Here is a 23610-nt window from a genome sequence, read left to right as displayed (position 1 = left end):
AAAACAAAAATCGTCAAAATATGATGAGTAAATCTAAACAGGAGCTATTGGGATATCAATCTCACCTAATTCAGGATAATTTAACATATTTCAAACCAACTAGAACTAGTACTACTGTAACCTTTGCTGAGGAAATTCGCAGTTCACTTCAAGAACCAAAAAAATCAATCAGTCCAAAGTTCTTCTATGATGAAAATGGTTCAAAACTTTTTGATGAAATATGCACTCTCCCAGAATATTATCCATACAATTCTGAAACTGAAATATTACAAAGTATTGAGAAAAAACTACTGCCATACCTCTCAAATGAATTTCATTTAGTGGAATTAGGAAGCGGTTCATCAGTAAAGACTCGACTCTTAATTGACGTTTTATTCAAATCTCAGAAACATCTTCAGTATTTCCCAATAGACATTTCAGAAATTTTAGATCAAAGTGCTAAAAGTCTCTGCATGGATTATGAGAATCTCAAAGTTACCGGTGTTGTTGACACTTATGAAAAAGGTCTTGACTTCATTGAACATTATGACGACAAACCTAACTTGATTACCTTTCTTGGCTCAAGCTTTGGTAATCTTGATCATAATGAGGGTATGAAGTTCCTTCAGAGAATTAACACCTTGATGAAATCTGATGATTTATTCCTAATTGGATTAGATCTCAAAAAAGATCATGAAGTACTACACAATGCATACAATGACTCTCAAAAAACAACTGCAAAATTCAATCTTAATGTTCTAAAAAGAATTAATGAAGAACTTGGTGCAGATTTCAATCTCGAAAATTTTGAACATCATGCAGTTTATGACGAGCAAAAAGGTCGGATTGAAATGTATCTTCGTTCACTATCTGAACAATCAATTACAATACCAAAATCTGATCTATCAATAACTCTCTCAAAAGATGAGCTAATTCATACTGAAAATTCACACAAATTCTCTATTTCTCAAATAGAATCATACCTAAAGGAATCAAATTTCGAAAAATTAGAAATGTGGTTTGATTCACGAAAGTACTTTGCTCTTGTCTTGGGAAAAAAAATCTAGATGTCTTTTACACATCTAAAGCCTGAAATCAACCATCTCTCATCCAGTCTGAAAAAGTTTCTGTAGGATCCTCTAATTGATCTTGATGGAGTTCCAAAAGATCCTCCGCGTAAAACTTTCTGATTTGTAAACCACTTGTCATTATATTCGTCAAATCCACTTTTGAAACCTGGGTATCCCATAAATTCTGATGATGTCCATTCCCAAACATCTCCTATCATTTGATAACATCCGTAACTACTTTTTCCATCTTCATATGCTCCCACATCACTGCAATTCCAAATGCTTGACTCTAACAGGTTTGCATGTAATTCTGTAGGTTTTTCATTTCCCCATGGAAAAATTGTCTTAACTTCCTTTTCATCATTCCAAAGTGCAGCCTTTTCCCATTCTGCCTCTGTTGGTAATCTTTTGTTTGCCCATTTGCAGTATGCTGCAGCCTCGTAGTAGCTTACATGGCAAACCGGCTCATCAGGATTAATTTTCCGTTTTCCTGCAAAATCTCTTGTAATCCAATCATCTCCTTCTTTTTCCCAATACATAGGAGCCTTCCATTCGTTTTTCTTTACTATATCCCAGCCGTCAGAAAGCCAAAATGAATAATCATCATATCCTCCGTCTTGAATAAATTCCAAGTATTCTGCATTACTTGTCAACAGATTGTCAATTTGGTAATCATTCAGGTATGTTTTGTGTTCTGGAAGTTCTATGTCATAACAATAATCTTTTCCAGAATATCCCAAATTGTATAATCCTCCGTTTATCTTGATACTTTTCTTTTCTTTGTTTGATGAAACTGGAGATTGATTAACTTTTGTCGGTTTGTATTGGTCTCCTAACAAATGTTGTAAATCATAAACTAAAAGCTCCTGATGCTGACATTCATGATGTATTGCCATTGTGAAAAGATATGCAGTTTCTTTTTCTAATGGTCTGCTAATTACTTCTCTAACTCTATTTGTTATCACATCGAAATATTCTAAGATTTCATCTACAGTTGGCCGTGACATTACTCCACGTTTTGATTTATCATGTGGCTTTCCAAATTGATTATAGTACGAATTTAGATATTCAGAAAGCTCATCTGAAAAAAACTGATAATTGTCTTGTGTTTTACTTAGAACTATTTCGTTTAACCAACTTACATGTCCAATATGCCATTTTGGAGGGCTCATGAAAACTGCGGTTTGTACTCCAAAATCGTCTCTTTCTAAATTTTTTACCAACTGCAATGTGGTATTTCTCGTTTCATTGAATGAATCTAGAAGGAAATTTGGAGATGGCTCTTCAAGTGTCATGTAATTGTTAAAATTTTTTGAATATATTTGGTTTTATGATTATTCTTTCATTACGCAACATGAAGCTTTGTTGATGTTACGCATTGCCCACCAGATTGAAAATGTCAATGCTCCTATTGATATGAATTTTAATTCCAATCCTTGCAATGGGAATATAGCTAATCCTCCAACTATTCCTAATACTGCAGTCAGTGATGTTGTACATGCAGGACATCCTGGTGTAAATGCTGTTAGTGCTCCACCAAATATCGCACCTGCGCCACTCTTTACGTTTTTGTCTCTTTGTGTTTTGATGTTGTACGCTACTAATGCAATGTTAATTCCTGCTAAAATTGCAACAACTGCTGTCAATGTTATAGATGCTGCCATGTACATAGGCAATAATTCAATTTCTGTTGCCATGTGTTCTAATCCCATTTCTAATGTTAAGAAATAATACAATGTTCCAAGACTTACTCCTGAAATAACTCCAATCATGCCAAACTTTCTTTGTCTCAAAATATCCTTGATTGTTAATTTCAACATCATATACTATTATCAGAATTTATGATTAAATAATATTGATATTGTTTTCTTTCATAAAATTGAATTTCCAAAATAGTACAACGATAGATCCATTGTGATCATTATTATATTCAAAACTCAGAATGAGAGTGAAACTTATGACTGTAGAATCATCATATCACTCTGCAAATCCTGAAATTCAAACACTAACTGAACAATCAAAAGTATACGCTAAACAAATAATGACAATTGTAGATGAAGTTCAGAAAGTTATTGTCGGTCAAGAAGAAGTAATTAAAAAATTAGTAATTGCAATGATGGCAGATGGACACGTTCTCTTAGAAGGTGTTCCTGGCTTGGCTAAAACCAAAATGGTTGACACGTTATCAAAAACTCTTGGTGCAAACTTTTGCAGAATACAGTTTACTCCCGATTTACTTCCTGCTGATATTACCGGAACAAAAATTTATGATAACAAAAATGAAAAATTTGTTACAGAAAAAGGACCTGTATTTAGTAATCTCATACTAGCTGATGAAATTAACCGTGCACCACCTAAAGTCCAATCTGCATTACTTGAAGCAATGCAAGAAAGACAAGTAAGTATTCACGGTGATACATTTGAAATTGAAAAACCATTTCTAGTTCTTGCAACACAAAACCCAATTGAAAGTGAAGGTACATACAGATTACCAGAAGCTCAAATTGATAGATTTGCATTAAAACTGATAATTAACTATCCATCAAAAGACCATGAAAAATTAATCATACAAAGAAATACTCAGGAAAACAAACCTACTGCTAAAAACATAGTATCAAAAGATGTGGTTCTTGAAATACAAAAATTTGTTCAAAAAATTTATGCTGATGAAAAAATTGAGGAATATGTATCTGCAATAGTTGATGCAACTAGAAATCCAAAAAATTATGACCTTGAGCTAGAAGATATGATAGAATTTGGCGCCTCCCCTCGTGCATCTATTTGGTTAATTCTTGCAGCAAAAGCACATGCATTACTTGCAGGACGGGGTTTTGTTATTCCTGATGACATTAAATCCATCGCACATGATGTTTTACGACATAGAATAATACTGACATTTGAAGCCGAAGCCGAAGGTAATACCTCTGATGCTATAATTGATAAAATATTAGAAAAAGTCCGAGCTCCGTAGAAATCAATTGTCTGAAATTAAAGATCTTCTAAAACGCATTCGGGAATTAGAAATCAAAACTAAGGGTTTGGTGGATGGTATGATGGCAGGTAGCTACAAATCAAAAATACGTGGACGAGGAATTGAATTCTCTGAGGTAAGAGAGTACGTTTTAGGCGATGATATTCGCCATATTGACTGGAATGTTACTGCACGTACTAACAAATTACATGTAAAAGAGTTCGTTGAAGAGCGTGATTTGCGTGTATACGTGATGTTTGATTATTCTGCAAGTAATGAATTTGGATTCATGAAAAGTAAAAAATCCATAGGTCATGAGGTTGCAGCATCAATTATTTTTTCTGCAATGAAAAACAATGATAATGTTGGACTGGGAATATTTACTAACAAACTTGAACACTTTGTTCCTGCTAGAAAAGGAAGAAAACACAGCTTATCATTGCTAAGAACTTTGCTTGCATACAAACCAAAAAGTGCACAAACTGATATCGAATCTTCACTTTTACAATTACATCACATTTTAGGTCAACATAGTGTAGTGTTCATAATATCTGATTACATATCTCCAAACTTTTTGCGACCGTTAAAATTTCTTAAAAATCGTCATGATGTTATTTTAGTAAATCTATCTGACATACGTGAATCCGAGCTTCCTGATATTGGATATACGATGTTAGAAGATATTGAATCTGGAGAACAATTGATGGTTAACACTTCTGATGAGTCATTTAGAAATGCATTTACAAAAAACTCTCTTGAAAGCCATGAAAAAATCAAAAATGATATTAAAAAATTAAAGGTAGAGATGGTAAATGTTTCAGAACAAATTCCTTTTGACACTGCATTAAGACAGTTTTTCAACCAACGTATGAGGCGCTAAATAATGGAATACGAATTTGGATATTGGTATGTTTTACTTGCACTTTTTATCTTGCCTGGATTTTATTTCCTGTATCGATTTTATACAAAAACAAAGAAATCAAACTCACTAAAGTTTAGCAACTTAGAACTTGTAAAAAAATCAGCTTCATCACAATCTCAATTTAGAAAACATCTTCCATTCATTTTGATACTGATAGCTGTAGGTTTGATAATAATTGGGCTTGCAGACCCCCGAATCCCTCTTGAAAACATCAAAGAAGGTGTCAATGTGGTCCTAGTTCTTGATGGCTCTGGAAGTATGGCTGCAACTGATTATCCTCCAACAAGACTGGAATCTGCAAAAGATGCTGCTGAGATATTGATAGAAAATCTTGAGCCAAATGATCATACTGGCATTATCTTGTTTGAATCTGGTGCCACAACAGTCTCATATCTCACTCCATTCAAAGACAAAACAATTGGTGATTTGAATGCAATAAAACAAAGAGATGGCGCAACTGCAATTGGAGATGGTCTTGTATTGGGCGTGGATATGGCAAATTCCATTCCTAACAAGAAAAAGGTTGTAATTCTGTTAAGCGATGGTGATCATAACGCAGGTGTTGTAACACCAAATGAGGCGGTTCAGTATGCAATTCAGAAAAAAATTCAAATCCATACAATTGGTATGGGCTCTGAAGAACCCGTCCTTTTAGGAACTAACATTTATGGAAATCCTTTGTATGCAGAATTAAACGAAAAGGAATTAATCGCTATAGCAACTGCGGCAAATGGAAAATACTACAAATCCGTTGATAACAATAGTTTAAATGAAATTTTTGAAGAAATTACTGACGATATTGACAGAGAACTTGAACAAGTAAGTATCAAAGACTGGTTCTTCATTGCAGCCGTAGTCGTATTAGCTGCTAATATTTACATTGTATACGGCAAATATAGAATAGTGATTTAACTGAAAACAACTTTTTTCATTCTATTATTTTTGGGTATAATTCCATTATTTGGAATCTCTGCATTTGGAGGTGGAGGGTTTGGTGCTCCTCAACCATCACAGATACTATCCATCAATTCTGGTTTTATTATTCAAGAGATGGATGAAAACGGAAATACAGTTTTCATGCAGCATATCCTGGCAAATGATTATGGAATTCCTATGGATATCACAGTATCCAGTTTCCAAAGTGCAGATTTTCAAAAAATTGATCAAGTATGTGAGCCACAAAAATTATTTACAAACCACATTCTTGTCATCCCATACCAACCTGTTCCTCTTTCAGAGTTAGGACGATATGTGATGCTTCCTGCATTGGCAGAATTTCAACACCCTGATACCTCTGAAGAATTAGAAATCTATCTGAAAAAATATAATCTCTTACTTGATGATGGTGTAAATGCCGGTTTCACACAATCAGTTGATTTCTCATGTGATGATGTTTACGTTACTATGAATCCTAGATATGAGCATGCATTTGATGATTCACTTGGAATGCAGAGTCAATCTGGCTCATCTTCTCAACAATCTGGTGGCCAGCAAGGCGGACAACAAGGAAGCCAGCAAGGCGGACAACAAGGAAGCCAGCAAGGTGCTCAACAAAATGGACAACAAGGAGGCCAGCAATCAGGCACAAATTTGACGCCACAAGAGCAAGAACTCTTACAACAAGCCGATGAATTACTTCGAGAATACCAAATGGCAGCTGAATTACAAAATGCTCCTCTAAATCCTGCTGAGCGTCCATATTTGGTAGAGCAAAACACTGAACAGTTTAGAGATGAAATTGCACAGCAAATGCAGCTTCAAGAACAGTTAATGCAACAATTACAGCAAAATCCTGAATTTCAAAACTTCGATGAACAATTATCTAATGAAGGTCTGATACAACAACCATCTTCTCTAGACGTATCTGATGATGAAACATCGTTATCTGTTCCATATGAAAACGAAGAGATGTCTGCAACAATATCTGCTAACTTTCAAAATGGCCAAATAACTAATGTATCTCTAGAGCGTCCATCTGGAGAAATGGAAACTACTCTGTTATGGGTAATTCCTTTAGTAATTGGAATCATTGCTGCTGCAATACTGATATCTAAAAGATTTACAACAAAGGAGAGAATTGTACAAACTCCAATTATAGTGAAAAATGATAGTTACACTATAAGCTATGTTGATTTGACACATGAAATGTTACGTGAAGCACAGCATTTGTATGATGAAGATCTCTTCAAAGATGCACACGAAAAACTATCACAAGCAATAAGATTCTATTATTCAAATCGCTTTTCTACAGGAGCAGAACTTACAAACATGGATGCATTACAATTGCTAAGAAAAGAAAACATTCCTGAATTTGACTCTATATTGGATTCTCTTGGAATGTGTGAAATGATTGAATTTGCAAAAAATCCTACAGAAAGGAAAAAATTCATTTCAGCAATAGAAAATTTCTCACAAATAATAAAATAATTTTAAAACTTGTGATTAGATTTCTTTTATGAGCGTCTTGATGTTTGCCACATTTTCAGGTGTAAGCTCGATTTCTTTGTGTTCTGCTTTTACATGTTCTTCAATTTTTACCATCAATTCATCTTCTGTTGGTGCGCTAGCAGACCATCCACAATCTTTTCCTGCATCGTGACAGCTGATACTTTTTGTCATATTTGCTGATTCTTAATAAGAAAGATAAAAATTTTAAGAAAAAGTTATTAACTTTTTACACATTTATTAATAATATTCTACGATCATAGAACATGACGACAATGATTCAAGTAAATCTTGAAACTGAAAATGTTAACAACGCAGAAGAATGGGTAAATGAAATTGCCAATGTCTATGCAGATATGGAAATATCTGACGTAAACGTATCTGGAAATAAGATTTCATTTAAGGCTGGTCTTTCTGGAATGGATGATACCACATCTGATGATATCAAACTAAAGATTGACGAGTATGCTACCATGTCTGATACACAACTCAAAAACATTTCATTCTGATAACACAAAATCTTTATTTTTTTTATTTGATATAGTGAATTTGTATTTTTAATGAAATCTAAAGAAACACATTGAATAATTTATCTGAATGTGCAAGCAGTAATGTAAATGCAACAACAGCAATGATTTGTTTTCCTACCATTTTAATTGCAAACATCCATGACATTTCACGAATAACGGTTAAGAATGTCACAATGCATGGAAGTAATGTTCCTGCTAGATAAACTCCTGTTAAAATTTGTATTGCTGAAAGAGAGCCTACTAAGTTAGGTTCAGCAAGAAGTAATAATCCGTCTTTTCTAATAGATCCAAATATTATTGCAAGTGATGCATCCTCCGGGAGATTGAAAAATTTCATTAGGAACCCAATCTCGACTGCAAAATAATCAATAATGCCTGTCCAGCTTATGATGGATGCAACAAATGTAATTCCCAAAAAGATTGGCAATGCCATCTTAAAGAACTGACTAATGTTTGACTTTGATTCTCTCCAAATTGCACTGGCTCTAGGCTTTTCAAAGAATACTTGTCCCTCGATTACTGGCATGTTTAACTTGATGCGATTTTTCTTTCTACTGACTATTCTGGTGTAAAGAATAGTTGTTGCTGTCAAAAAAAACAAAAATGGAATTACCAGCCAAGGCATGCCAGATGCTGAAAAAACAGCAATTGATGCACTAAATTGGTATGAACATGCAGAACCAAAACTTATTGCAGAAACGGTTGTTCCTCTTGTACAACTTGAACAGGATCTACTGCTAATGACAGCAGGAACGTTACATCCAAATCCCATTACTATTCGAGTTACATCTCTTCCGCTTACTCCGATTTTCTTTACTAGTGGATGAATCGCTAAAGATGTTCTATCCAATAATCCAGTTGATTTGTAAATGCCAAGCACTAATGCGTATATCACAACTACAGGAGTTGCCCAAACAAAAAGAAATGGGCCCATGGATAAGAATCCGTAATCTCCAACAACAATATCCATTAATGGCGATGGTAGCGTGCTAAGACTATCTATTGGTCCTTTCAAAAGTTCTGATATTATTGGATGAATTAATTCTCCAAAATAATTGGCTCCAATGACCGATAATATGGCCGGAGCAAGTAATAACACTAGCCCAATTAAGACTCCTGCATGTTTTTTCTCAAGAATTGTTGATTTTGGCTTGATTGAGATTCCCGTATGAACTGTTTTGTTCGAGAATACACGTGGATTATTCAATGTCTCAAAAATTCCACTTTTTTGAGATTCGGTAATTCTTCGTGCATCTAAGGCTGTAATGGGAATCTTAAGATCCTGTTGTAATTTTTCAAGCATGTCTTCATTTTTTGAATTAAATCTGTCCCAATTTGTTACTATTATCATTCCTTTCTTGTTTTTTATCAATGGGAGAAAATATTCAATATCGTCATCTATGTTTGCAGCACTAACAACAAGCAATATGGAATCGTTTCCATGTATAGATGAAATTGCAATCTTTGTTGTTTCGCTGTCGGAATCAAAAACAATTCCAGGTGTATCAACAAAAGAAAATTTATCGTTGTTGTAAGATTCCTTTGAAACAGTTGAACCTTTAAAATTACTACTCTCTGCATACTTTCCAGTAAGTGATGAGATTAATTGTGATTTCCCAACTCCTTCTTTACCGATTACAATAATTTTTGGAGTTGAAGAACTTTTTAGCATGGTAAACCCTCCCATCCGCACGATGGACAGAAACTTACTTCTTCTGGCCATGAATCTCCACATGCGCCACACATTTTCTTTGTTCCTTGAGACTCTTGTTTAAGATTAGATTGTAATGGTTCTAATGCTCCTGCATTATAGTCTTGTTCTGGTGGTTCAAAAGTTTGTAAAATTTTTGGAAATTTTTGAGACAGCTCAGACCATTTTTTATCTAAGCGAATAGGGGATGGCAAATACTGACTCTTTAATGATTTATCACGATATTTTTGTCCACATGTTTCTAAAACCCACCCTTCATATCTTTCTAACCACTTCATTGATTTAAGAAGTAATTTTAACATCAAACGTTTTTCATCATTTGTTTTTGGTATTGTACACTGTGGAATCTGATCAGGTTCCCATACCTGAGATGGAAGTGAATCAACATAAAGTAATTTTGGAATAAATTCATGACGCCACAAAAACACTGCATCATTTTTTGTAGCAAATATCATTCCAAAACCCCAAAGAATTATTTTGTCATCTTGTTCAGTTAATGAATATTGGCTAGTCCCTGGTCCGTCACCTGGTGGTTTCTGTTTGGTAAAACCGTATTCCAGTAAAAGATTTCTCTCGTAAAGTATGTCTTTGCCAAAGGCATAGATTTGTTTTGTAAAAAATCTCTGCCAGTCTTTTTGAATATATTTTGGAACATATTCTGAATAAATCTGGCTATTTTCTTCTTCTGTGGAATCTTGTTTAGGTGCTTTTAGTTTTTCAACAAATTTGCCTGTTATGCTATAAGGTCGGGGTTTCATATTTCGTAATCTATAGATCTTTTGAGGAATTTTTGTATATTAAGATTCTGCCTAATTATTAATAATAATTAGTATAAATACCTAAAAACTTTAATATTCTTAGGCGTGAAGTATGATATGTTAGAAGCAGTTGTTGTAGGAGCCGGACCATCAGGAATTGGTGTATCCATTATACTACAAAAGATGGGAGTCAAGTTTACAGTTTTAGACCGTAATAATGTGGGAAGTTCTTTTCTTAAATGGCCAAAGCAGATGAAATTGCTAACTCCTTCGTTTTTCAGCAACACATTCAAAATGATAGACCTTAATGCAATCACCTACGATACTTCCCCTGCATTGACATTACAGACAGAACATCCAAGTGGACAAGAATATGCTGCATACCTAAAAAAACTTGCAGAACATTTCAAGCTCCCAATTCAAGGCAACACCAATGTAGATTCAGTAACAAAAAATGGAGATGTATTTACCATAAAAACCAACAAAGGAGAAATAAAAACTAAATATGTGGTCTGGGCTGCAGGCGAATTCCAATATCCAAAAATCCATTCATTTCCAGGTTCCAAATACTGTACACACAACAGTTTGATTACCAATTGGGAAAATGTTGAAGGTGATGAGTTTTTCGTTGTTGGTGGTTATGAAAGCGGTATGGATACTGCAATTAATTTAGCAGCAAGAAAAAAACGAGTCCTAATAATTGACAAAGACAACTTGTTGAACAGTGAAGACATAGATCCTAGTAGAACAATATCTCCATACACAAAAGACAGATTGAGAAAAGTCAATACCGACAACCTAATAGAATTTCATACTGGAAAAGTGATTAGGGTAGAAAAAGAAAATGATGAATATGTAATTTTTACAGAAAAAAAGAAACTTCGTTCAAAAACAAAACCAATTCTTGCTACCGGTTTCAAAGGAAGTCTTTCATTAATTAAAGGACTGTTTGACTGGGAAGATGGAAAAGCACAATTAAACTCCTACGATGAATCTACAAAAACACCTGGACTCTATGTAACAGGTCCAATGCTACAATCTCATAATATGATTTTCTGTTTCATTTACAAATTCCAACAGAGATTTGCAGTTGTTGCAAATAATATCGGAATAAAACTAAGCAAAGATGTCACTGTGATTGAACAGTACAAAAAAGAAGGAATGTATCTTGACAATCTAGAAGATGCCAAAGACGAATGTGCATGTTAAAAAAATGAAAAGCTTAGAAGAAAATTTGCAAGAGTGTATAAACGAGGTAGTCTGGGCCGAAAACAAGGAAGATACTATCTATTGGTTAGGCAGAATACACGCATTCATGAAAATGGCTGATGAGCACGATTATGAATTATCTTTTTCAGTAAAGCTTGAAAAATGTACTATTGAAGAAAAGTAATTTTTCAGGATTTTGCTTCTCTTTCTCTTTGAGCCTTGAATTTTCCACGAAATGCAAATGCTGCAATTATAGTTCCTACAAATGGGGCTGTCCAATAAAGCCACAAATTTTCTACTACTCCTGATAATAATGCTGGAGCAAGTGCCCGGGCTGGATTCATTGATGCACCTGAAATAAATGCCAAAAACAAAATATCTAATCCTACAATTCCTCCAATGGCTACGCCGCTAAATCCTCTCAACCCTTTTGTGTACACAACATAAAAGATGACTCCCATGAGCATCGCAGATGCCAAAACTTCTACCGGAAATATCAAAAGCATGGAAAAATCAAAGTTTGGTACATTTGCACCCAGGTCTGCCTTATCTCCAATTATTGTTAAAACAAACAATGAACCTAGTATGGCGCCAATTATTTCTGCTGCAACATAATACAAAATTTGAATTTTTGATATATGCCCTGTGATATAATACCCGATTGTAACTGCTGGATTGAAGTGTGCAAGTGATACCTTTCCAAATGAATACACTCCAATTAGTAGTGCTACAAATGGTGCAACTGCATGAAACGGAATGCCTAATTCCCCGTTAAACATCTCTGCATCCAAAACAATTGAACCTGTGGCAAAAATTACCAAAATGAACGTTCCAACTAATTCAACTGTAAAAATTTGTAAATTTGAATATGCCATTATTTCTCATTATCTATTGAGTTAATAAAATTCAAAACTTCTGATTTAATTTGATCGCGAATCTCTCTTACCTGTTCTATTGTTTTTTCTTTAGGATCTGGTATGTTCCAATCTATAACATCTTTTACAAAAAGTGCTGGGCATGATTCTTTATCCATACATCCCATGTTAATTGTCTTAAACGAACTAGAAATCATTGATTGAGATAGTGTCTTTGGAGATTGATTTGTCATATCAATTCCAATCTCCTTCATTACTTCTACTACTACTGGATTCAGATTTCCTGATGGAACTGTACCTGCACTATTTACATTGAACTTGCCTTCTGTAAACTTTCTGAAAAAAGCTTCAGCCATTTGACTTCTACCGGCATTTTCCACGCACACAAATAGTATATCTTTACTCATAATTCTAGAATTTTTCTGTTCTGACTACGCCTACATCGCTGACATACAGTATAATTGCAAAATCTGGAAATAATGTTCTAGAAATATCCTCCACAACGCCTGATAGCTTTTCTTCTCTCATAACTACCTCTATTTTGACATTTTTTTCATTTTTGAACCCTTGACCACGCAAGCCTTTTGCACCATTTCCTTCTACTTCGTATGTGGTATATCCTGTAATGTCGTGATTTTTCAAAATTTCAATGACATTTTTCTGAGCCAAAATCTCGCATGTGACTGTGAGTAATTTCACATCATAGAGTTTCATATGAACACCTTTGATACATAATTGAATAAGTCTATTGCTTCTTCACCATGAACCCATGTTGATATTGTAAACATGATTGGAAGTAATACGATAATGTTGTATGGGAATGTAATTCCTAATGCAGATGTAATGTACAAACTTGGGTTCGCTTGTGGAATGGCATGACGTAGTACTGCAGGGGCTGCGATAAATGATGCACTAGCTAAAAGCAATCCAAACATGACTGCTCCGCCTAAACTTAACCCTAGTGCTGTTGAAACTAGCACTCCAATTATTCCATTTATGGTTGGTATTATTATAGAAAATGATGTCAGGAAGATTCCTACCTTTTTGATATCTTCCAATCTTTGTCCTGCAATTATTCCCATTTCAATCATGAAAATTACAATTGCACCTGTGAATAGTTCATCAAAGACTATGCTAATTGGCTCAAAGCCTTCTTTTCCTATGATGTATCCAATTACAATACTTCCAAGTAAAATTACTATTGCCTTTCCTGTAATTGATTCTTTTAAGACCTGAGAAAGTTTTGTTTTTGTCTGTTTCATTCCAATATCTAATTCCTCATCATCTGAAATGGACTGTTTTTTTGTACGGATTTGTTTTGATACTGCCATGTTTGTAAGAAATATTGCCAAGATGAATGCAACCGGCTCTAAAACTGCAAGAATTGCAGCAAGATATCCTTCTGATGAAACTCCTTGATTTTTGAGAAATGATAATCCTACAGAGAATGTTACCGCCCCTACTGCACCATAAGTTGATGCTAATGCGTATGAATCAAAGATGTTGAATTTTCCTAGTCTTCTTAGAATCTGATAATGATTTAGTGTAAATAACAATGAAAGACCTATTGCAACTAGCATTGGGACTAACATTTCCTCAAAACCGGTCTTTCTCATCTCTATTCCTCCATGAAGACCAATAGCGGCTAGAAGGTATATCGGCAAAAACTCTGAAATTGCCTCAGGCATCTTCAAGTCAGACTTTATTCGTGCTGCAATTATCCCAAACAGGAAGAAAAGGACTATTGGAGTTAACAGATTCGATTGGATTAATTCTAAAATATCCATTAGTTATGTTTGAAAAAATTTTTCGCGGAAATAAAAATCAAGAGGTCATTCTTGATGCCTAAATTGATATTATTTGATCTATGTTTTCTAAAACATTCTATATCACAATGTTATACTACGGCGTTTAACAAAACGGATCAGTCGTATATACTAGCATCACTTCTCAAAAACATGAATTCAATTGATTTAGGACACACAGAAAATGAATGGGGTTCTAAGAAAAAAAAGAGATCTGTAATTATTGCATATGATATTTTAGAAAAATAATTTTTTTACAATATCACAATGTTATACTACGGCGTTTAACAAAACGGATCAGTCGTATATACTAGTATTACATTTTTGGCTTATGGGCAAAAAGAATATTGAAATTGCTGGACCATCCGACGGTACAATTGAAATGCTAAAAAAAGCATATGCATTAGAAATGTCTGCATTTCATTACTGGTTTTACATTGACCAGTATGCAGAAGGATTGGGATTCTTGCACAGTGATTTTTATTCAGAAAGTGCTAACGACGAGTTAGAACATGCAAAAAAAGTTGCATTAAGATTGGATCAGTTGGGAGCAAAAGCAACTGACAATCCACAAGACTGGGCAGAAGTTTCTGGACTAGGAAACTTGGAACCTGGTAAACATGTTACATTGCGAAATGCATTAGAATATGCACTTGAATTCGAAAGAACTGCAATAGCACATTACAACGAACTTGCAAGCAGCACTCAAGGAAAAGACCACATAACATACCATCTCGCATTAGACTTGGTAAGTGACGAAGCAAAAGACGAACAAGACATTGAAGACATCCTAGACAAACTGGAAATTTCCTAATTTCCTTTTTTTTATAATTATTTGGATTTTGGTTTTTGTGATTCTTTTGGATGTTTTCTTGGTAAATCTAATCCTACTACACTCATCATAGATTCTCCAATTGGTTCATAAATCGATTTGAGTGATTCTTCATCATAATATTTTGCAATCTCATGTAACTTTGCTTCAATCTTTTTTTGTTCTATTCTAATCAAAATACTTCTTGCGATGAGTGCTTTTAATTCATCAATCTTATTTTCTGGTATTGTATTTTTTGTTTTCATGATTAAGGTGCATCTCGAACTTTCACTACAGAGCCATATGTGAGCTGAATCTCATTTAGTGAATATTTGATAGTCTCTAATGGGTCCAACATGTGTTCGTCAGCATCGCAAATGAAAATTGGAAGTTCTTCTTCTACTTCACTCTCAATTTCAGATATTTGTTTCATGTTCGTTTGAACTTCTTTTCTAACATAAATCAAATTGTTATTCTAAGATCTTGTTCTAAGATTATCAAATCAAACTCTTATGGGTGATTGATAAACAAAATCTTTTGATCGCGTGACATGTCTGCTATATAGTTGCCATATAGAATATACTGATCAGGGTTAACTCCAAAATTTCATTTCGTTTGTTATGGTACAATTCTTCTCTTGGGTAAAATCAAATGAGAAAGAGCTTTTAACTATTTTGGAAAATCTAGCAAAAAAAGCTGTTGAAGCATCAGATGCAGTTTTGGAATTAATGGATGATCCAACCAATAAAGATAAGATAGCACACATTTCAGAAATTGAAACTGAGGCAGACGTTCTAACACGAGATATCTTTTCAGAATTAAACAAAACATTCATCACTCCACTTGACAGAGAAGACATGCAAAGAGTTGCTTCAAAGATAGACGACATTATTGATTTCATGGATGGAATTGGCGCAAGATTTGCCAGCTATAAAATTACCAAATCACCTCCACACACAAAACAAATGGCCGAAGAGTTAGCCAAGGCAACAAGAGAGGTTGAATACATGGTAGGAAAATTAGGTAATGTAAAAAATCCTAAATTAATGATAGAACATTGTAGAAATACAAGTGTAATCGAACATGTCATTGATGATTTGTACAGATTAGCAATATCTGAACTCTTTGAAAGTAACGATCCAATAAAAATAATCAAACTAAAAGACATCTATGAAACTATGGAAACCGCATCAGACAGATGCGTAGATGTTGCAGATGTCGTAGAAGATATTGTTCTAAAATATACCTAGTGAAAAAATATGATAGAAATAGCGATTATTGGAATTATTATCGCTTTGGTATTTGATTTTGTTAATGGATTTAATGATTCAGCAAACTCTGTAGCCACCGTAATCGGTACACGTGTTTTAAAACCAATTCATGCTGTCACAATTTCAGCTGCTGCAAATTTTGCTGGACCGTTTGTTTTTGGAGTTGCAGTTGCAACAACAATAGCAAAAGGAATTGTCAGTCCTGATGATATTACAGTCTACATGATAATAGGAGGTTTGGCAGGTGCAATCACATGGAGTACTCTATGTACATACTTTGGATTACCAATCTCAAACAGCCATTCATTAATAGGAGGAATAATGGGTGCAGGAATTGCAGGATTAGGATTTGAAAAATTAGTATATGACGGATTAGCCAAAGTGTTTACCGGAATAATTGTTGCACCTATAGGAGGAATGATGTTTGGCATTGCAGCAACTGGACTAATTATCTACTTTTTCGCAAGAAAAAAACCTGCAATAGTGAATCGGACATTTGGACGATTACAAATAATTTCATCAGCTTGGTTTGCTTTAACACATGGTGCAAACGATGGACAAAAAACTATGGGAATTATTGTTTTGATTTTATTCTCCGTAGGATTGATTGAAGAACTTGAAATGCCTTTATGGGTAATATTTGCAGCAGCTGCGGCCATGGGATTAGGTACATTCTTTGGAGGATACAAAGTAATCAAAACCTTAGGCGTCAAAGTTACACGATTAAAACCGTATCAAGGATTTGCAGCTGAAACTAGTGGCGGATTAATGCTTGCAGTCTTTGCAACATTAGGAATTCCTGCAAGTACAACTCATGCAATCACTGGAACGATTATGGGTGCAGGTTCAGCGCGAAGAATACGTGCTGTAAGATGGAGGGTAAGTAGACAAATTATTTTTTCATGGGTCATAACAATTCCAGGCGCTGCAGGTTTAGGAATTGCATTTACATACATAATTCATTTGTTTTTGTAAAATTAATTTCAAATTACAGTCACTCGATAATTATTGGCACTATGTAGCTTATTCTATAACTCTGTTATTGTAACATGGAACTATGTTACTCCCTTATATCCACTATATTTTCAAGAAAAATTATGATGTCTACAAAGACCAAAAACATGGAACGTAGAAATATCCAGATCAGCGGAGGCTCTACATATGTAATTTCACTTCCAAAAAAATGGATTGAAAAACTAAATCTAAAAAACGGAGATTCCATGCAAATTGTAAACAATCCAAACAATTCCATCACACTTTCTGCTGATTCTATTCAAGAAGAATCAACAACATATCCTGAAATTAAAATTAAAAAAACAGACTCTGTAGAGTCAATAAAGCGAAAAATCATCTCATTATACATTTCTGGGCACAGTTTCATGGTGTTAAACTCCCCAAGAGCAAAAATTGAAACCGATGTACGCTCTATGGTCATGAAATTAATTCGAACTAAATTTGTAGGAACTGAAATTATAGAATCTGATTCAGAATCAATAACAATCAAGGTGCTTTCTACAATACCTGAGATGAAACTAGAGTTGGCATTCAACAGAATGTTCAAATCAACATCCAACATGTTTTCTGAGACAATGCATGCAATTGAAAAAGGCGATTCTGAGTATGCCCAAGAAATAGTTCACATGGACGATGAGATTAACCGTTTTTCATATTATCTTACCAGAAATCTGGTTATGGCCTTAGATGATGCCAACATCTTATCTGCATTAGGATTAGAAAAAACATCTCAAGCAATTGGATACAAACGAATTATTACATGCGTTGAAAGAATTGCAGACCACATTTCTACAATTGCAAAAGTAGTCGTTGACATGGAGAAAAACATCTCAAAAACCCCAAAAGACATCATCAATACATATCAAAAAACAATCGAACTTTTCGATAAAACCATGACTCTCATATCTGAGAGAAACTACTCACAGGCAGAAAAACATGCTGAAGAAATAGAGGCACTCATTGATGAGACAAACGCCTTGGTAAAATCAACTAAAACCAACTCTGAAGCATCCATTGTATATCAAAATCTGATATATCAAAACAGACGAATTTTAGATTACATCCTAGACATATCTGAAGTTGTCATGAATGATACAGTAGATTCTATTGTTTCTATGAAAACAATTGAGAATACTGAGGCTTAAGATCCTATAGAAATCTCTTAGACTAACTATTTCTCATAATTCTGAACTTGAATCTTAAGAATATTCTATAGTGAAGACATGATATCTGCAAGGTTGTCTGATGCAGATTCTACAATATCTGGGTGATATTCGGTAATTAGATTTGCAATTCTTTGTTTTTCTACTACAAAGTATCTCTTTTTCAAGTTAGATTTCTTGAAATCAACCATTCCGTCGTTTACTAATTTTGATAAATAAAATGATACTGTGGCGCTTGCCTTTCCAACACTTGATACAATTTCTTGAAACTCCATTGTGTCATTTTCTAATAATGATACGAGGATTGCTTTTGGTGTTGTTTGTCTTAGACGTGATGCTACTTTGGATTCTTCTTCTGTCATGTCATTAATGAAAAATCTTGAAACTCGTGTTGTTCTTTGAGTTTTGATTACTCCATTATTTTCTAATTTTCTGACATAGTAACTTAAAACGCCATTTGAGAGGTTTATTTTTTCCATGACTTCTCTAAATCTGATTCCAGGATTTCTTTTGATCTCTGAAACGATTAATTCCTCTCTAGATTCCATGTTTGCCAATTTCAATCCCTCCTAAATATAGCTAATGCTAGTAATCCAATCATTGCAAGCATCATTAGATGTGCTATTTCTGATGGTGATTCTAAAATATTGTAAACATGAGTTTTAGTTGCGTCTAAAAGTTGAACAATTTCTGCTGCTGTAAACACCATAAATGCAATTGTAGTTATGATCATCTTTTTTGTTCTCATCTTATAGTATGCATTTACACTGAGTATTGCAAGAAATACCGACAAAATAATTCCAGATGTGTGTAAAAGCAGATGCCAAATGTGTGCGCCATGGTAAATGTGAGGCATCAATACAGGAACTGATAATGCTCCGACAGTTGTCAAAATGACTGCGATGAGTAATTTTGGTTTGCTTTCAGCAAATTTCTGGTAACTGAACATATTTTCCATTTATCCCATTTCTAATTTAAAACGATATAGTACAACTATCGAAAATTTATGAATAGTAAATCATCTGATGTTAATCACACCTTCCATCCAGGGATGAAGCGTGCAATGGTATTGATATTCTCCCATTTCATAAAATTTGTAAACAAAGTATTCATTTTGTCTTATGACATCTGTTGGAAAATGCAGATAGTTCGGGTCTCCTCTAAGTCTAACGTTGTGTTCAAACTCGTCTTCATTTACAAACAATACAGTTTCTCCTGCATTGATTGTCTTTTCATATGGTAAAAAGCACAAATCATCTACTTCACATCCCGGTTTCCATGAATCTTTTGCTATTATGATCAAATGCTGTGCCTTTTCATCTGTATTTCCGCTGTATGGCGCCTCTGAAAAAATTTCTGTCTCAGAATAAATTGAATTTATCCGTTCAGCATCTGTTTCAAAATTCGTTACATCTGATATGACAATGTATGCAGTAAGAACTAACAAACCTGTGATTAACCCTATTGTGATTATTTTCATTTACTTTATTTGCACAATATCTGTTCGAAGCTGACCACATGCAGCAGATATCTCTGTGCCCTTTTCAATACGGATGGTACAGTTTACTCCTGCTTCATTTAAAATTCGTTTAAACTCAAACACTCTACTTTTTGATGGGCGTTTAAAGTCACCAGCAGTTGGATTTATCGGAATTACATTCACATGTGATCCGTTTCCTCGTAACAGTTCTGCCAATTCCTGTGCAGTATCTCGTGAATCATTTACCCCTTCCATTAACGCATACTCAAATGTCACCCGTCTGCCTGTTTTTTTGAAATAATAATGCCCTGCATCAATTATCTCTTTAACTGAATCTTTTGTAGCGGTAGGAACTAATTTTTTTCGTAATTCATTATTTGGTGCATGTAGAGATATTGCAAGACCAATCTGCAAATCTTCATCAGCTAATTTTTCAATTCCTTCTTTGATTCCGATTGTTGAAATTGTAATATGTCGTTGTCCTAATCCAAACCCTCTTGGGTCTGTTAAAATTTTCACAGCCCTAATCATTTCATCATAGTTTGCCATAGGTTCTCCCATTCCCATGAAAACTAAATTTGTAATGTGCTCCTTTTTTTGCTCAATTATCTCTTCAAAATGAACTACCTGTGCCACGATATGTTCTGCCTTTAGATTTGTCTCAAAGCCCATCTGCCCTGTTGCACAAAATGTACATCCCATTGCACAACCAATCTGAGTAGAAACACATACTGTTGATCTTGGAAGTCCGTTTTCTTTTTCAGACTCGTATTGCATGAGAACTGTTTCAACTGATTTATCATTAGTAAGGTTAAGCAATAATTTTGTAGTATCTCCATCTTCGCTTGTAACTCTGTGAATCTCTTTTGCAGAACCAATCGTATATCCTGCCTCGACCATCTCTGCAATCATTTTTTTTGGCAGCTGTTTGATATCTGCAATACTTTTGGGAAATTTGAAATAAAGAGGCATTAGAATTTGATCTGCCCTATATCTTTGATATCCCATGTCAATTACCATTTTTTCCATCTCTTCAGGAAGTAGCCTATACAGGTCAGTCATATCACATCTTTACCCTTGAATTGATATTATAATCTAACTTCTAATATCGTAAAATAATTGTGAAATTTTTTATAATCATCCAATCAGAATTTCATATATGATAACAGTTGACTGTCATGAAGTTGAATCAATTCAAAATGAATTGTTAATTTATGTCGCAGATAATGTTGCAGCTATACCAAATATCAAGTATCATGAGTTTGTATTATCTCCTATAGAAGAAGAAGGCACTATAGATACAAATGAAGTGGTTACATCAATCAAGGAATTTTTAGAATCAATTGGAGAACAACGTAACTTTGCTGTAATTTCCCGAGGTGAAATAATTTCAATAGAATCTATTGCTGGTAAAACAATCGAACGTGATTCAAAACAATCTGCAGAAGGATTATTTTCTTGCCCTCATTGTGGCCATATTACGCCATATGAGACGGTACATCAAACGCATATGAAAATTCATTATTTTTAAAGTAAAAAGCCAATAGAGAGATTTGAACTCTCGACCTATTGATTACAAATCAATTGCTCTAACCAGGCTGAGCTACATTGGCACTGTATTTTTTATGAAATTCCTGTTTTAAAATGTTAAGATATCCAATTATGATGATTTTGGTGGATCATGGTTTCCACATGGATGGATGTTGTTTCCTTCATCTTCACATGTTTCAATATGACATTTCATAATCCTGATCCTTTGAACTAATTAAAAAACAATTTCCTCTAATGATAAAATTTTAACTAATGACTAATCTATCAAAAACTGATGTTAAAGGAGATTCTTGCTGATATTATCAAAGTTGATGATGTACTAATGGTAGTCAAAAGTAACGGTGCCACAATAGAAATGAGAAGTAATTCGCTTTCCATAAGACAAAAGGAAAAATGGATAACTATTGGAGAAAATGATGGCCCTTGTCATATGCATGTCAATAATGAAATGATAAAAAATGCAGAATTTGTTATAGAGCAAAAACCTGAAAGAACTAGTTTCAGTGTAAGATTTTTTGATGAAAAAAATGAGCGTGTTCTTGGATGTTTTTTTACAAAAATGTATGATGAAAACAAAATGATAAAGTCAGAACGCAAAAAACTCTACGATGATCTGCATGTAAAATATGGGCAGAAAATCGAGTTCTAACCACACTCTCTCAGTTAATTATATGGAATCATTTGAGCCTTTAACAAAACTATACTCATAATTTAATAACTTCTAAACTCTGGTTTGTTTATTGAAACTCAAGTATGTCCAACCAAAGAAGCTCAAGGTTCTCATAGCTGTATTTACTGTGGTTGGTATTTGGGGTATTGGATTTGGTTTGTGGAGAGGTAGCCTTGATCCGGGTTCGATGAATAATTTCATGATTGTAGTTTTAGGTGTAGTTAATCTATTCTTGGGCGCATTCATGACATACTTGTATCTAACACAGGTAAGGAACATTGATCCAAGAAAAGACTCAAAGTACAAACGAAAGAAATAACATTCCTACAACCAGAATATTTGTTGCAAAATGCATTGCATACGAATGCTTTATTCCTTTTTTGTCATAAATGTACTTGAATACAAAACCAATTGGTATCAAGACTAGTGCCATGTGTATTTTTATTCCCATTCCGATATGGATTAATGCCCATACCAAAACCATTTTTTTTGACTTTCTGAAATAGAATTCTTCAAAATAGTTGATGTGTAAAAACATGTAAATCAACAATGGCACAAATGGAATGATTCCAAGCATTCCTTGCTCTGCAAATGGCCCAAATGCAATGTTGTAGCCAAGCCAACTCCAGTTTAGTATGGGTATCTGATCAACGTATTCAAATACAAACAAAACGTATACTGCTAAAATACCAAAAGCTATTGGTGCATACTTGATAGAACCTATACCTGCTTTCAGATCTAAAACGCGTTTTTTTGTATCCTTGATTAAAAGAAGACTTGCCCCTACCGTAAACACATAGTATCCAATTAGAAATGCATCTGAATCAAAAAATGAAATGTCCATTGTACACAATTGCACACTTTCATAAATAACCCATTCTAATACTATTCATGACTCTTCAACAAGGCGATACAGCAGAAGATTTTGAATTATTAGCACATGATGGAAAGCCTATCACACTCAGCTCATACAAAAACTCAAAAAATGTTGTATTGTGTTTTTACCCAAAAAACCATCTCTTTGCATGTCCTTCAAAAAAAGTCTTTGAGATGGCAAAAAGCGTAATCTCGGTTTATCCTGAAATTACTGCAACTGACACAGTTGTATTTGCCATATCTGTAGATTCTGTTGATTCTCAGGCTGATTTTGTTAAAGAATATGAAATTCCATATGTACATCTAAGTGATCAAAAGAAAACTGCTTGCAAGAAATATGCTGGAACCAACATTACCGGTCTTGCAAAACGAAGTACCTTTGTGATTGATAAAAATGGTATAATTCAAGATGTAATGAGAGATATCAATGTCGCATCTCATGGACAGGAAATTCTTGATTCATTAAAGAAAATCAAAGTATAAATCACACAATAAAATT

32 protein-coding genes and 1 tRNA gene are annotated in these 23610 nt (G+C 34.2%); 16 read left to right on the top strand and 17 right to left on the bottom strand.

Translation table 11 applies throughout. The features are described from left to right. The first annotated feature begins 20 nt into the window (after window positions 1–20). On the top strand, window positions 21–1046 hold the full coding sequence (egtD, locus tag T478_RS04780) for an L-histidine N(alpha)-methyltransferase (RefSeq protein ID WP_238573558.1): 1026 nt from the start codon (window positions 21–23) through the stop codon (window positions 1044–1046). Here egtD and egtB read toward each other — a convergent pair. Continuing rightward, complete coding sequence (gene egtB, locus T478_RS04775; RefSeq protein ID WP_048105547.1) at window positions 1043–2344, bottom strand: ergothioneine biosynthesis protein EgtB; 1302 nt, start codon at window positions 2342–2344, stop codon at window positions 1043–1045. The two genes, egtD and egtB, sit on opposite strands and share 4 nt — an antisense overlap. Window positions 2345–2383: 39 nt before the next feature. Continuing rightward, on the bottom strand, window positions 2384–2872 hold the full coding sequence (locus T478_RS04770) for a hypothetical protein (RefSeq protein WP_048105546.1): 489 nt from the start codon (window positions 2870–2872) through the stop codon (window positions 2384–2386). Between the two features lie 134 nt (window positions 2873–3006). Between T478_RS04770 and T478_RS04765 the strand changes: the two genes are divergently transcribed. The 4 genes from T478_RS04765 to T478_RS04750 are packed head-to-tail and all read left to right on the top strand — an operon-like array spanning window position 3007 to window position 7369. After that, window positions 3007–4020, top strand: a complete 1014-nt coding sequence (locus T478_RS04765) for an AAA family ATPase (protein WP_048105545.1) — start codon at window positions 3007–3009, stop codon at window positions 4018–4020. 7 nt (window positions 4021–4027) lie between these two features. Continuing rightward, complete coding sequence (locus T478_RS04760) at window positions 4028–4900, top strand: DUF58 domain-containing protein (RefSeq protein ID WP_048105544.1); 873 nt, start codon at window positions 4028–4030, stop codon at window positions 4898–4900. 3 nt (window positions 4901–4903) lie between these two features. Continuing rightward, window positions 4904–5854 carry a vWA domain-containing protein gene (locus tag T478_RS04755; protein ID WP_048105543.1) on the top strand — a complete coding sequence of 317 codons (951 nt, stop codon included), beginning with the start codon at window positions 4904–4906 and terminating at the stop codon, window positions 5852–5854. A 30-nt stretch (window positions 5855–5884) separates the two neighbouring features. Then, window positions 5885–7369 (top strand): hypothetical protein, encoded by a 1485-nt coding sequence (locus tag T478_RS04750; protein ID WP_048105542.1) that lies wholly within the window; start codon window positions 5885–5887, stop codon window positions 7367–7369. 15 nt (window positions 7370–7384) lie between these two features. Here T478_RS04750 and T478_RS07485 read toward each other — a convergent pair whose 3' ends face one another. After that, complete coding sequence (locus tag T478_RS07485) at window positions 7385–7561, bottom strand: DUF1059 domain-containing protein (protein WP_082008731.1); 177 nt, start codon at window positions 7559–7561, stop codon at window positions 7385–7387. Between the two features lie 92 nt (window positions 7562–7653). On the opposite strand from T478_RS07485, the gene T478_RS04745 reads away from it, so the two are divergent. Beyond that, window positions 7654–7896 (top strand): hypothetical protein, encoded by a 243-nt coding sequence (locus T478_RS04745; protein ID WP_048105541.1) that lies wholly within the window; start codon window positions 7654–7656, stop codon window positions 7894–7896. A 58-nt stretch (window positions 7897–7954) separates the two neighbouring features. Here T478_RS04745 and T478_RS04740 read toward each other — a convergent pair whose 3' ends face one another. Next, window positions 7955–9589, bottom strand: coding sequence for a FeoB small GTPase domain-containing protein (locus T478_RS04740; RefSeq protein ID WP_238573556.1), 1635 nt, complete (start codon window positions 9587–9589; stop codon window positions 7955–7957). Beyond that, window positions 9583–10386 carry a hypothetical protein gene (locus T478_RS04735; protein ID WP_048105539.1) on the bottom strand — a complete coding sequence of 268 codons (804 nt, stop codon included), beginning with the start codon at window positions 10384–10386 and terminating at the stop codon, window positions 9583–9585. Before T478_RS04735 ends, T478_RS04740 begins: the two co-directional genes overlap by 7 nt. Window positions 10387–10503: 117 nt before the next feature. Between T478_RS04735 and T478_RS04730 the strand changes: the two genes are divergently transcribed. Next, window positions 10504–11595 (top strand): NAD(P)/FAD-dependent oxidoreductase, encoded by a 1092-nt coding sequence (locus tag T478_RS04730; RefSeq protein ID WP_048105538.1) that lies wholly within the window; start codon window positions 10504–10506, stop codon window positions 11593–11595. Window positions 11596–11620: 25 nt separating this feature from the next. Next, entirely contained in the window at window positions 11621–11779 is a 159-nt protein-coding gene (locus tag T478_RS07655) for a hypothetical protein (RefSeq protein ID WP_160271574.1), read from the top strand. Window positions 11780–11783: 4 nt separating this feature from the next. On the opposite strand, the gene T478_RS04720 is transcribed toward T478_RS07655, so the two are convergent. Genes T478_RS04720 through T478_RS04705 form a run of 4 tightly spaced genes read right to left on the bottom strand, consistent with a single transcriptional unit; the run spans window position 11784 to window position 14257 of the window. Further along, entirely contained in the window at window positions 11784–12470 is a 687-nt protein-coding gene (locus tag T478_RS04720) for an MIP/aquaporin family protein (RefSeq protein WP_048105536.1), read from the bottom strand. Further along, the gene (locus tag T478_RS04715; RefSeq protein WP_082008730.1) at window positions 12470–12877 is read right to left on the bottom strand and encodes an arsenate reductase ArsC; all 408 of its coding nucleotides are present in this window, start codon (window positions 12875–12877) and stop codon (window positions 12470–12472) included. Before T478_RS04715 ends, T478_RS04720 begins: the two co-directional genes overlap by 1 nt. A gap of 4 nt (window positions 12878–12881) precedes the next feature. Next, window positions 12882–13184 (bottom strand): P-II family nitrogen regulator, encoded by a 303-nt coding sequence (locus T478_RS04710; protein WP_048105535.1) that lies wholly within the window; start codon window positions 13182–13184, stop codon window positions 12882–12884. Continuing rightward, the gene (locus T478_RS04705) at window positions 13181–14257 is read right to left on the bottom strand and encodes a sodium-dependent bicarbonate transport family permease (RefSeq protein ID WP_048105534.1); all 1077 of its coding nucleotides are present in this window, start codon (window positions 14255–14257) and stop codon (window positions 13181–13183) included. The genes T478_RS04710 and T478_RS04705 overlap by 4 nt, the downstream gene beginning before the upstream one ends. A gap of 349 nt (window positions 14258–14606) precedes the next feature. Between T478_RS04705 and T478_RS04700 the strand changes: the two genes are divergently transcribed. Beyond that, complete coding sequence (locus T478_RS04700) at window positions 14607–15089, top strand: ferritin-like domain-containing protein (RefSeq protein WP_048105533.1); 483 nt, start codon at window positions 14607–14609, stop codon at window positions 15087–15089. Window positions 15090–15106: 17 nt separating this feature from the next. On the opposite strand, the gene T478_RS04695 is transcribed toward T478_RS04700, so the two are convergent. Beyond that, entirely contained in the window at window positions 15107–15352 is a 246-nt protein-coding gene (locus tag T478_RS04695; protein WP_048105532.1) for a hypothetical protein, read from the bottom strand. Between the two features lie 2 nt (window positions 15353–15354). Then, entirely contained in the window at window positions 15355–15519 is a 165-nt protein-coding gene (locus T478_RS07650; protein ID WP_160271573.1) for a hypothetical protein, read from the bottom strand. Window positions 15520–15706: 187 nt separating this feature from the next. On the opposite strand from T478_RS07650, the gene T478_RS04690 reads away from it, so the two are divergent. The 3 genes from T478_RS04690 (at window position 15707) to T478_RS04680 (ending at window position 18516) form a co-directional block, all read left to right on the top strand. Next, window positions 15707–16336 (top strand): DUF47 domain-containing protein, encoded by a 630-nt coding sequence (locus T478_RS04690; protein WP_048105531.1) that lies wholly within the window; start codon window positions 15707–15709, stop codon window positions 16334–16336. A 9-nt stretch (window positions 16337–16345) separates the two neighbouring features. Beyond that, the gene (locus T478_RS04685; RefSeq protein ID WP_048105530.1) at window positions 16346–17332 is read left to right on the top strand and encodes an inorganic phosphate transporter; all 987 of its coding nucleotides are present in this window, start codon (window positions 16346–16348) and stop codon (window positions 17330–17332) included. Window positions 17333–17454: 122 nt separating this feature from the next. Beyond that, window positions 17455–18516 (top strand): phosphate signaling complex PhoU family protein, encoded by a 1062-nt coding sequence (locus tag T478_RS04680; protein ID WP_160271572.1) that lies wholly within the window; start codon window positions 17455–17457, stop codon window positions 18514–18516. A 65-nt stretch (window positions 18517–18581) separates the two neighbouring features. Here T478_RS04680 and T478_RS04675 read toward each other — a convergent pair whose 3' ends face one another. From T478_RS04675 to rlmN, 4 genes are read right to left on the bottom strand one after another with little or no spacing between them, the layout of a single operon-like run. Next, on the bottom strand, window positions 18582–19082 hold the full coding sequence (locus T478_RS04675) for a winged helix-turn-helix transcriptional regulator (RefSeq protein WP_048106941.1): 501 nt from the start codon (window positions 19080–19082) through the stop codon (window positions 18582–18584). A gap of 11 nt (window positions 19083–19093) precedes the next feature. Continuing rightward, a complete protein-coding gene (locus T478_RS04670) occupies window positions 19094–19492 on the bottom strand; it encodes a hypothetical protein (RefSeq protein WP_048105528.1) in 399 nt (132 codons plus the stop codon). 60 nt (window positions 19493–19552) lie between these two features. Then, window positions 19553–20014, bottom strand: coding sequence for a cupredoxin domain-containing protein (locus T478_RS04665; protein WP_048105527.1), 462 nt, complete (start codon window positions 20012–20014; stop codon window positions 19553–19555). After that, the gene (rlmN, locus tag T478_RS04660) at window positions 20015–21076 is read right to left on the bottom strand and encodes a dual-specificity RNA methyltransferase RlmN (protein WP_048105526.1); all 1062 of its coding nucleotides are present in this window, start codon (window positions 21074–21076) and stop codon (window positions 20015–20017) included. A 97-nt stretch (window positions 21077–21173) separates the two neighbouring features. Here rlmN and T478_RS04655 point away from each other — a divergent pair, with 97 nt between their 5' ends. Continuing rightward, complete coding sequence (locus tag T478_RS04655; protein WP_048105525.1) at window positions 21174–21545, top strand: hypothetical protein; 372 nt, start codon at window positions 21174–21176, stop codon at window positions 21543–21545. A gap of 7 nt (window positions 21546–21552) precedes the next feature. Here T478_RS04655 and T478_RS04650 read toward each other — a convergent pair. Next, window positions 21553–21627 (bottom strand) — tRNA-Thr (locus tag T478_RS04650). 212 nt (window positions 21628–21839) lie between these two features. On the opposite strand from T478_RS04650, the gene T478_RS04645 reads away from it, so the two are divergent. Beyond that, window positions 21840–22214, top strand: a complete 375-nt coding sequence (locus T478_RS04645; protein WP_048105524.1) for a ChuX/HutX family heme-like substrate-binding protein — start codon at window positions 21840–21842, stop codon at window positions 22212–22214. A gap of 91 nt (window positions 22215–22305) precedes the next feature. Then, window positions 22306–22554 carry a hypothetical protein gene (locus T478_RS04640; RefSeq protein WP_048105523.1) on the top strand — a complete coding sequence of 83 codons (249 nt, stop codon included), beginning with the start codon at window positions 22306–22308 and terminating at the stop codon, window positions 22552–22554. Here T478_RS04640 and T478_RS04635 read toward each other — a convergent pair. After that, complete coding sequence (locus T478_RS04635) at window positions 22531–23079, bottom strand: hypothetical protein (RefSeq protein ID WP_048105522.1); 549 nt, start codon at window positions 23077–23079, stop codon at window positions 22531–22533. The two genes, T478_RS04640 and T478_RS04635, sit on opposite strands and share 24 nt — an antisense overlap. 47 nt (window positions 23080–23126) lie before the next feature. On the opposite strand from T478_RS04635, the gene T478_RS04630 reads away from it, so the two are divergent. After that, window positions 23127–23594 (top strand): peroxiredoxin family protein, encoded by a 468-nt coding sequence (locus T478_RS04630; protein ID WP_048105521.1) that lies wholly within the window; start codon window positions 23127–23129, stop codon window positions 23592–23594. Window positions 23595–23610: the final 16 nt, after the last annotated feature.

Source organism: Candidatus Nitrosopelagicus brevis (assembly GCF_000812185.1).
In the GTDB taxonomy this organism is placed as follows: domain Archaea; phylum Thermoproteota; class Nitrososphaeria; order Nitrososphaerales; family Nitrosopumilaceae; genus Nitrosopelagicus; species Nitrosopelagicus brevis.
The sequence above is the reverse complement of the archived record's forward strand: the minus strand, read 5'-3'. Positions and strand labels throughout refer to the sequence as shown.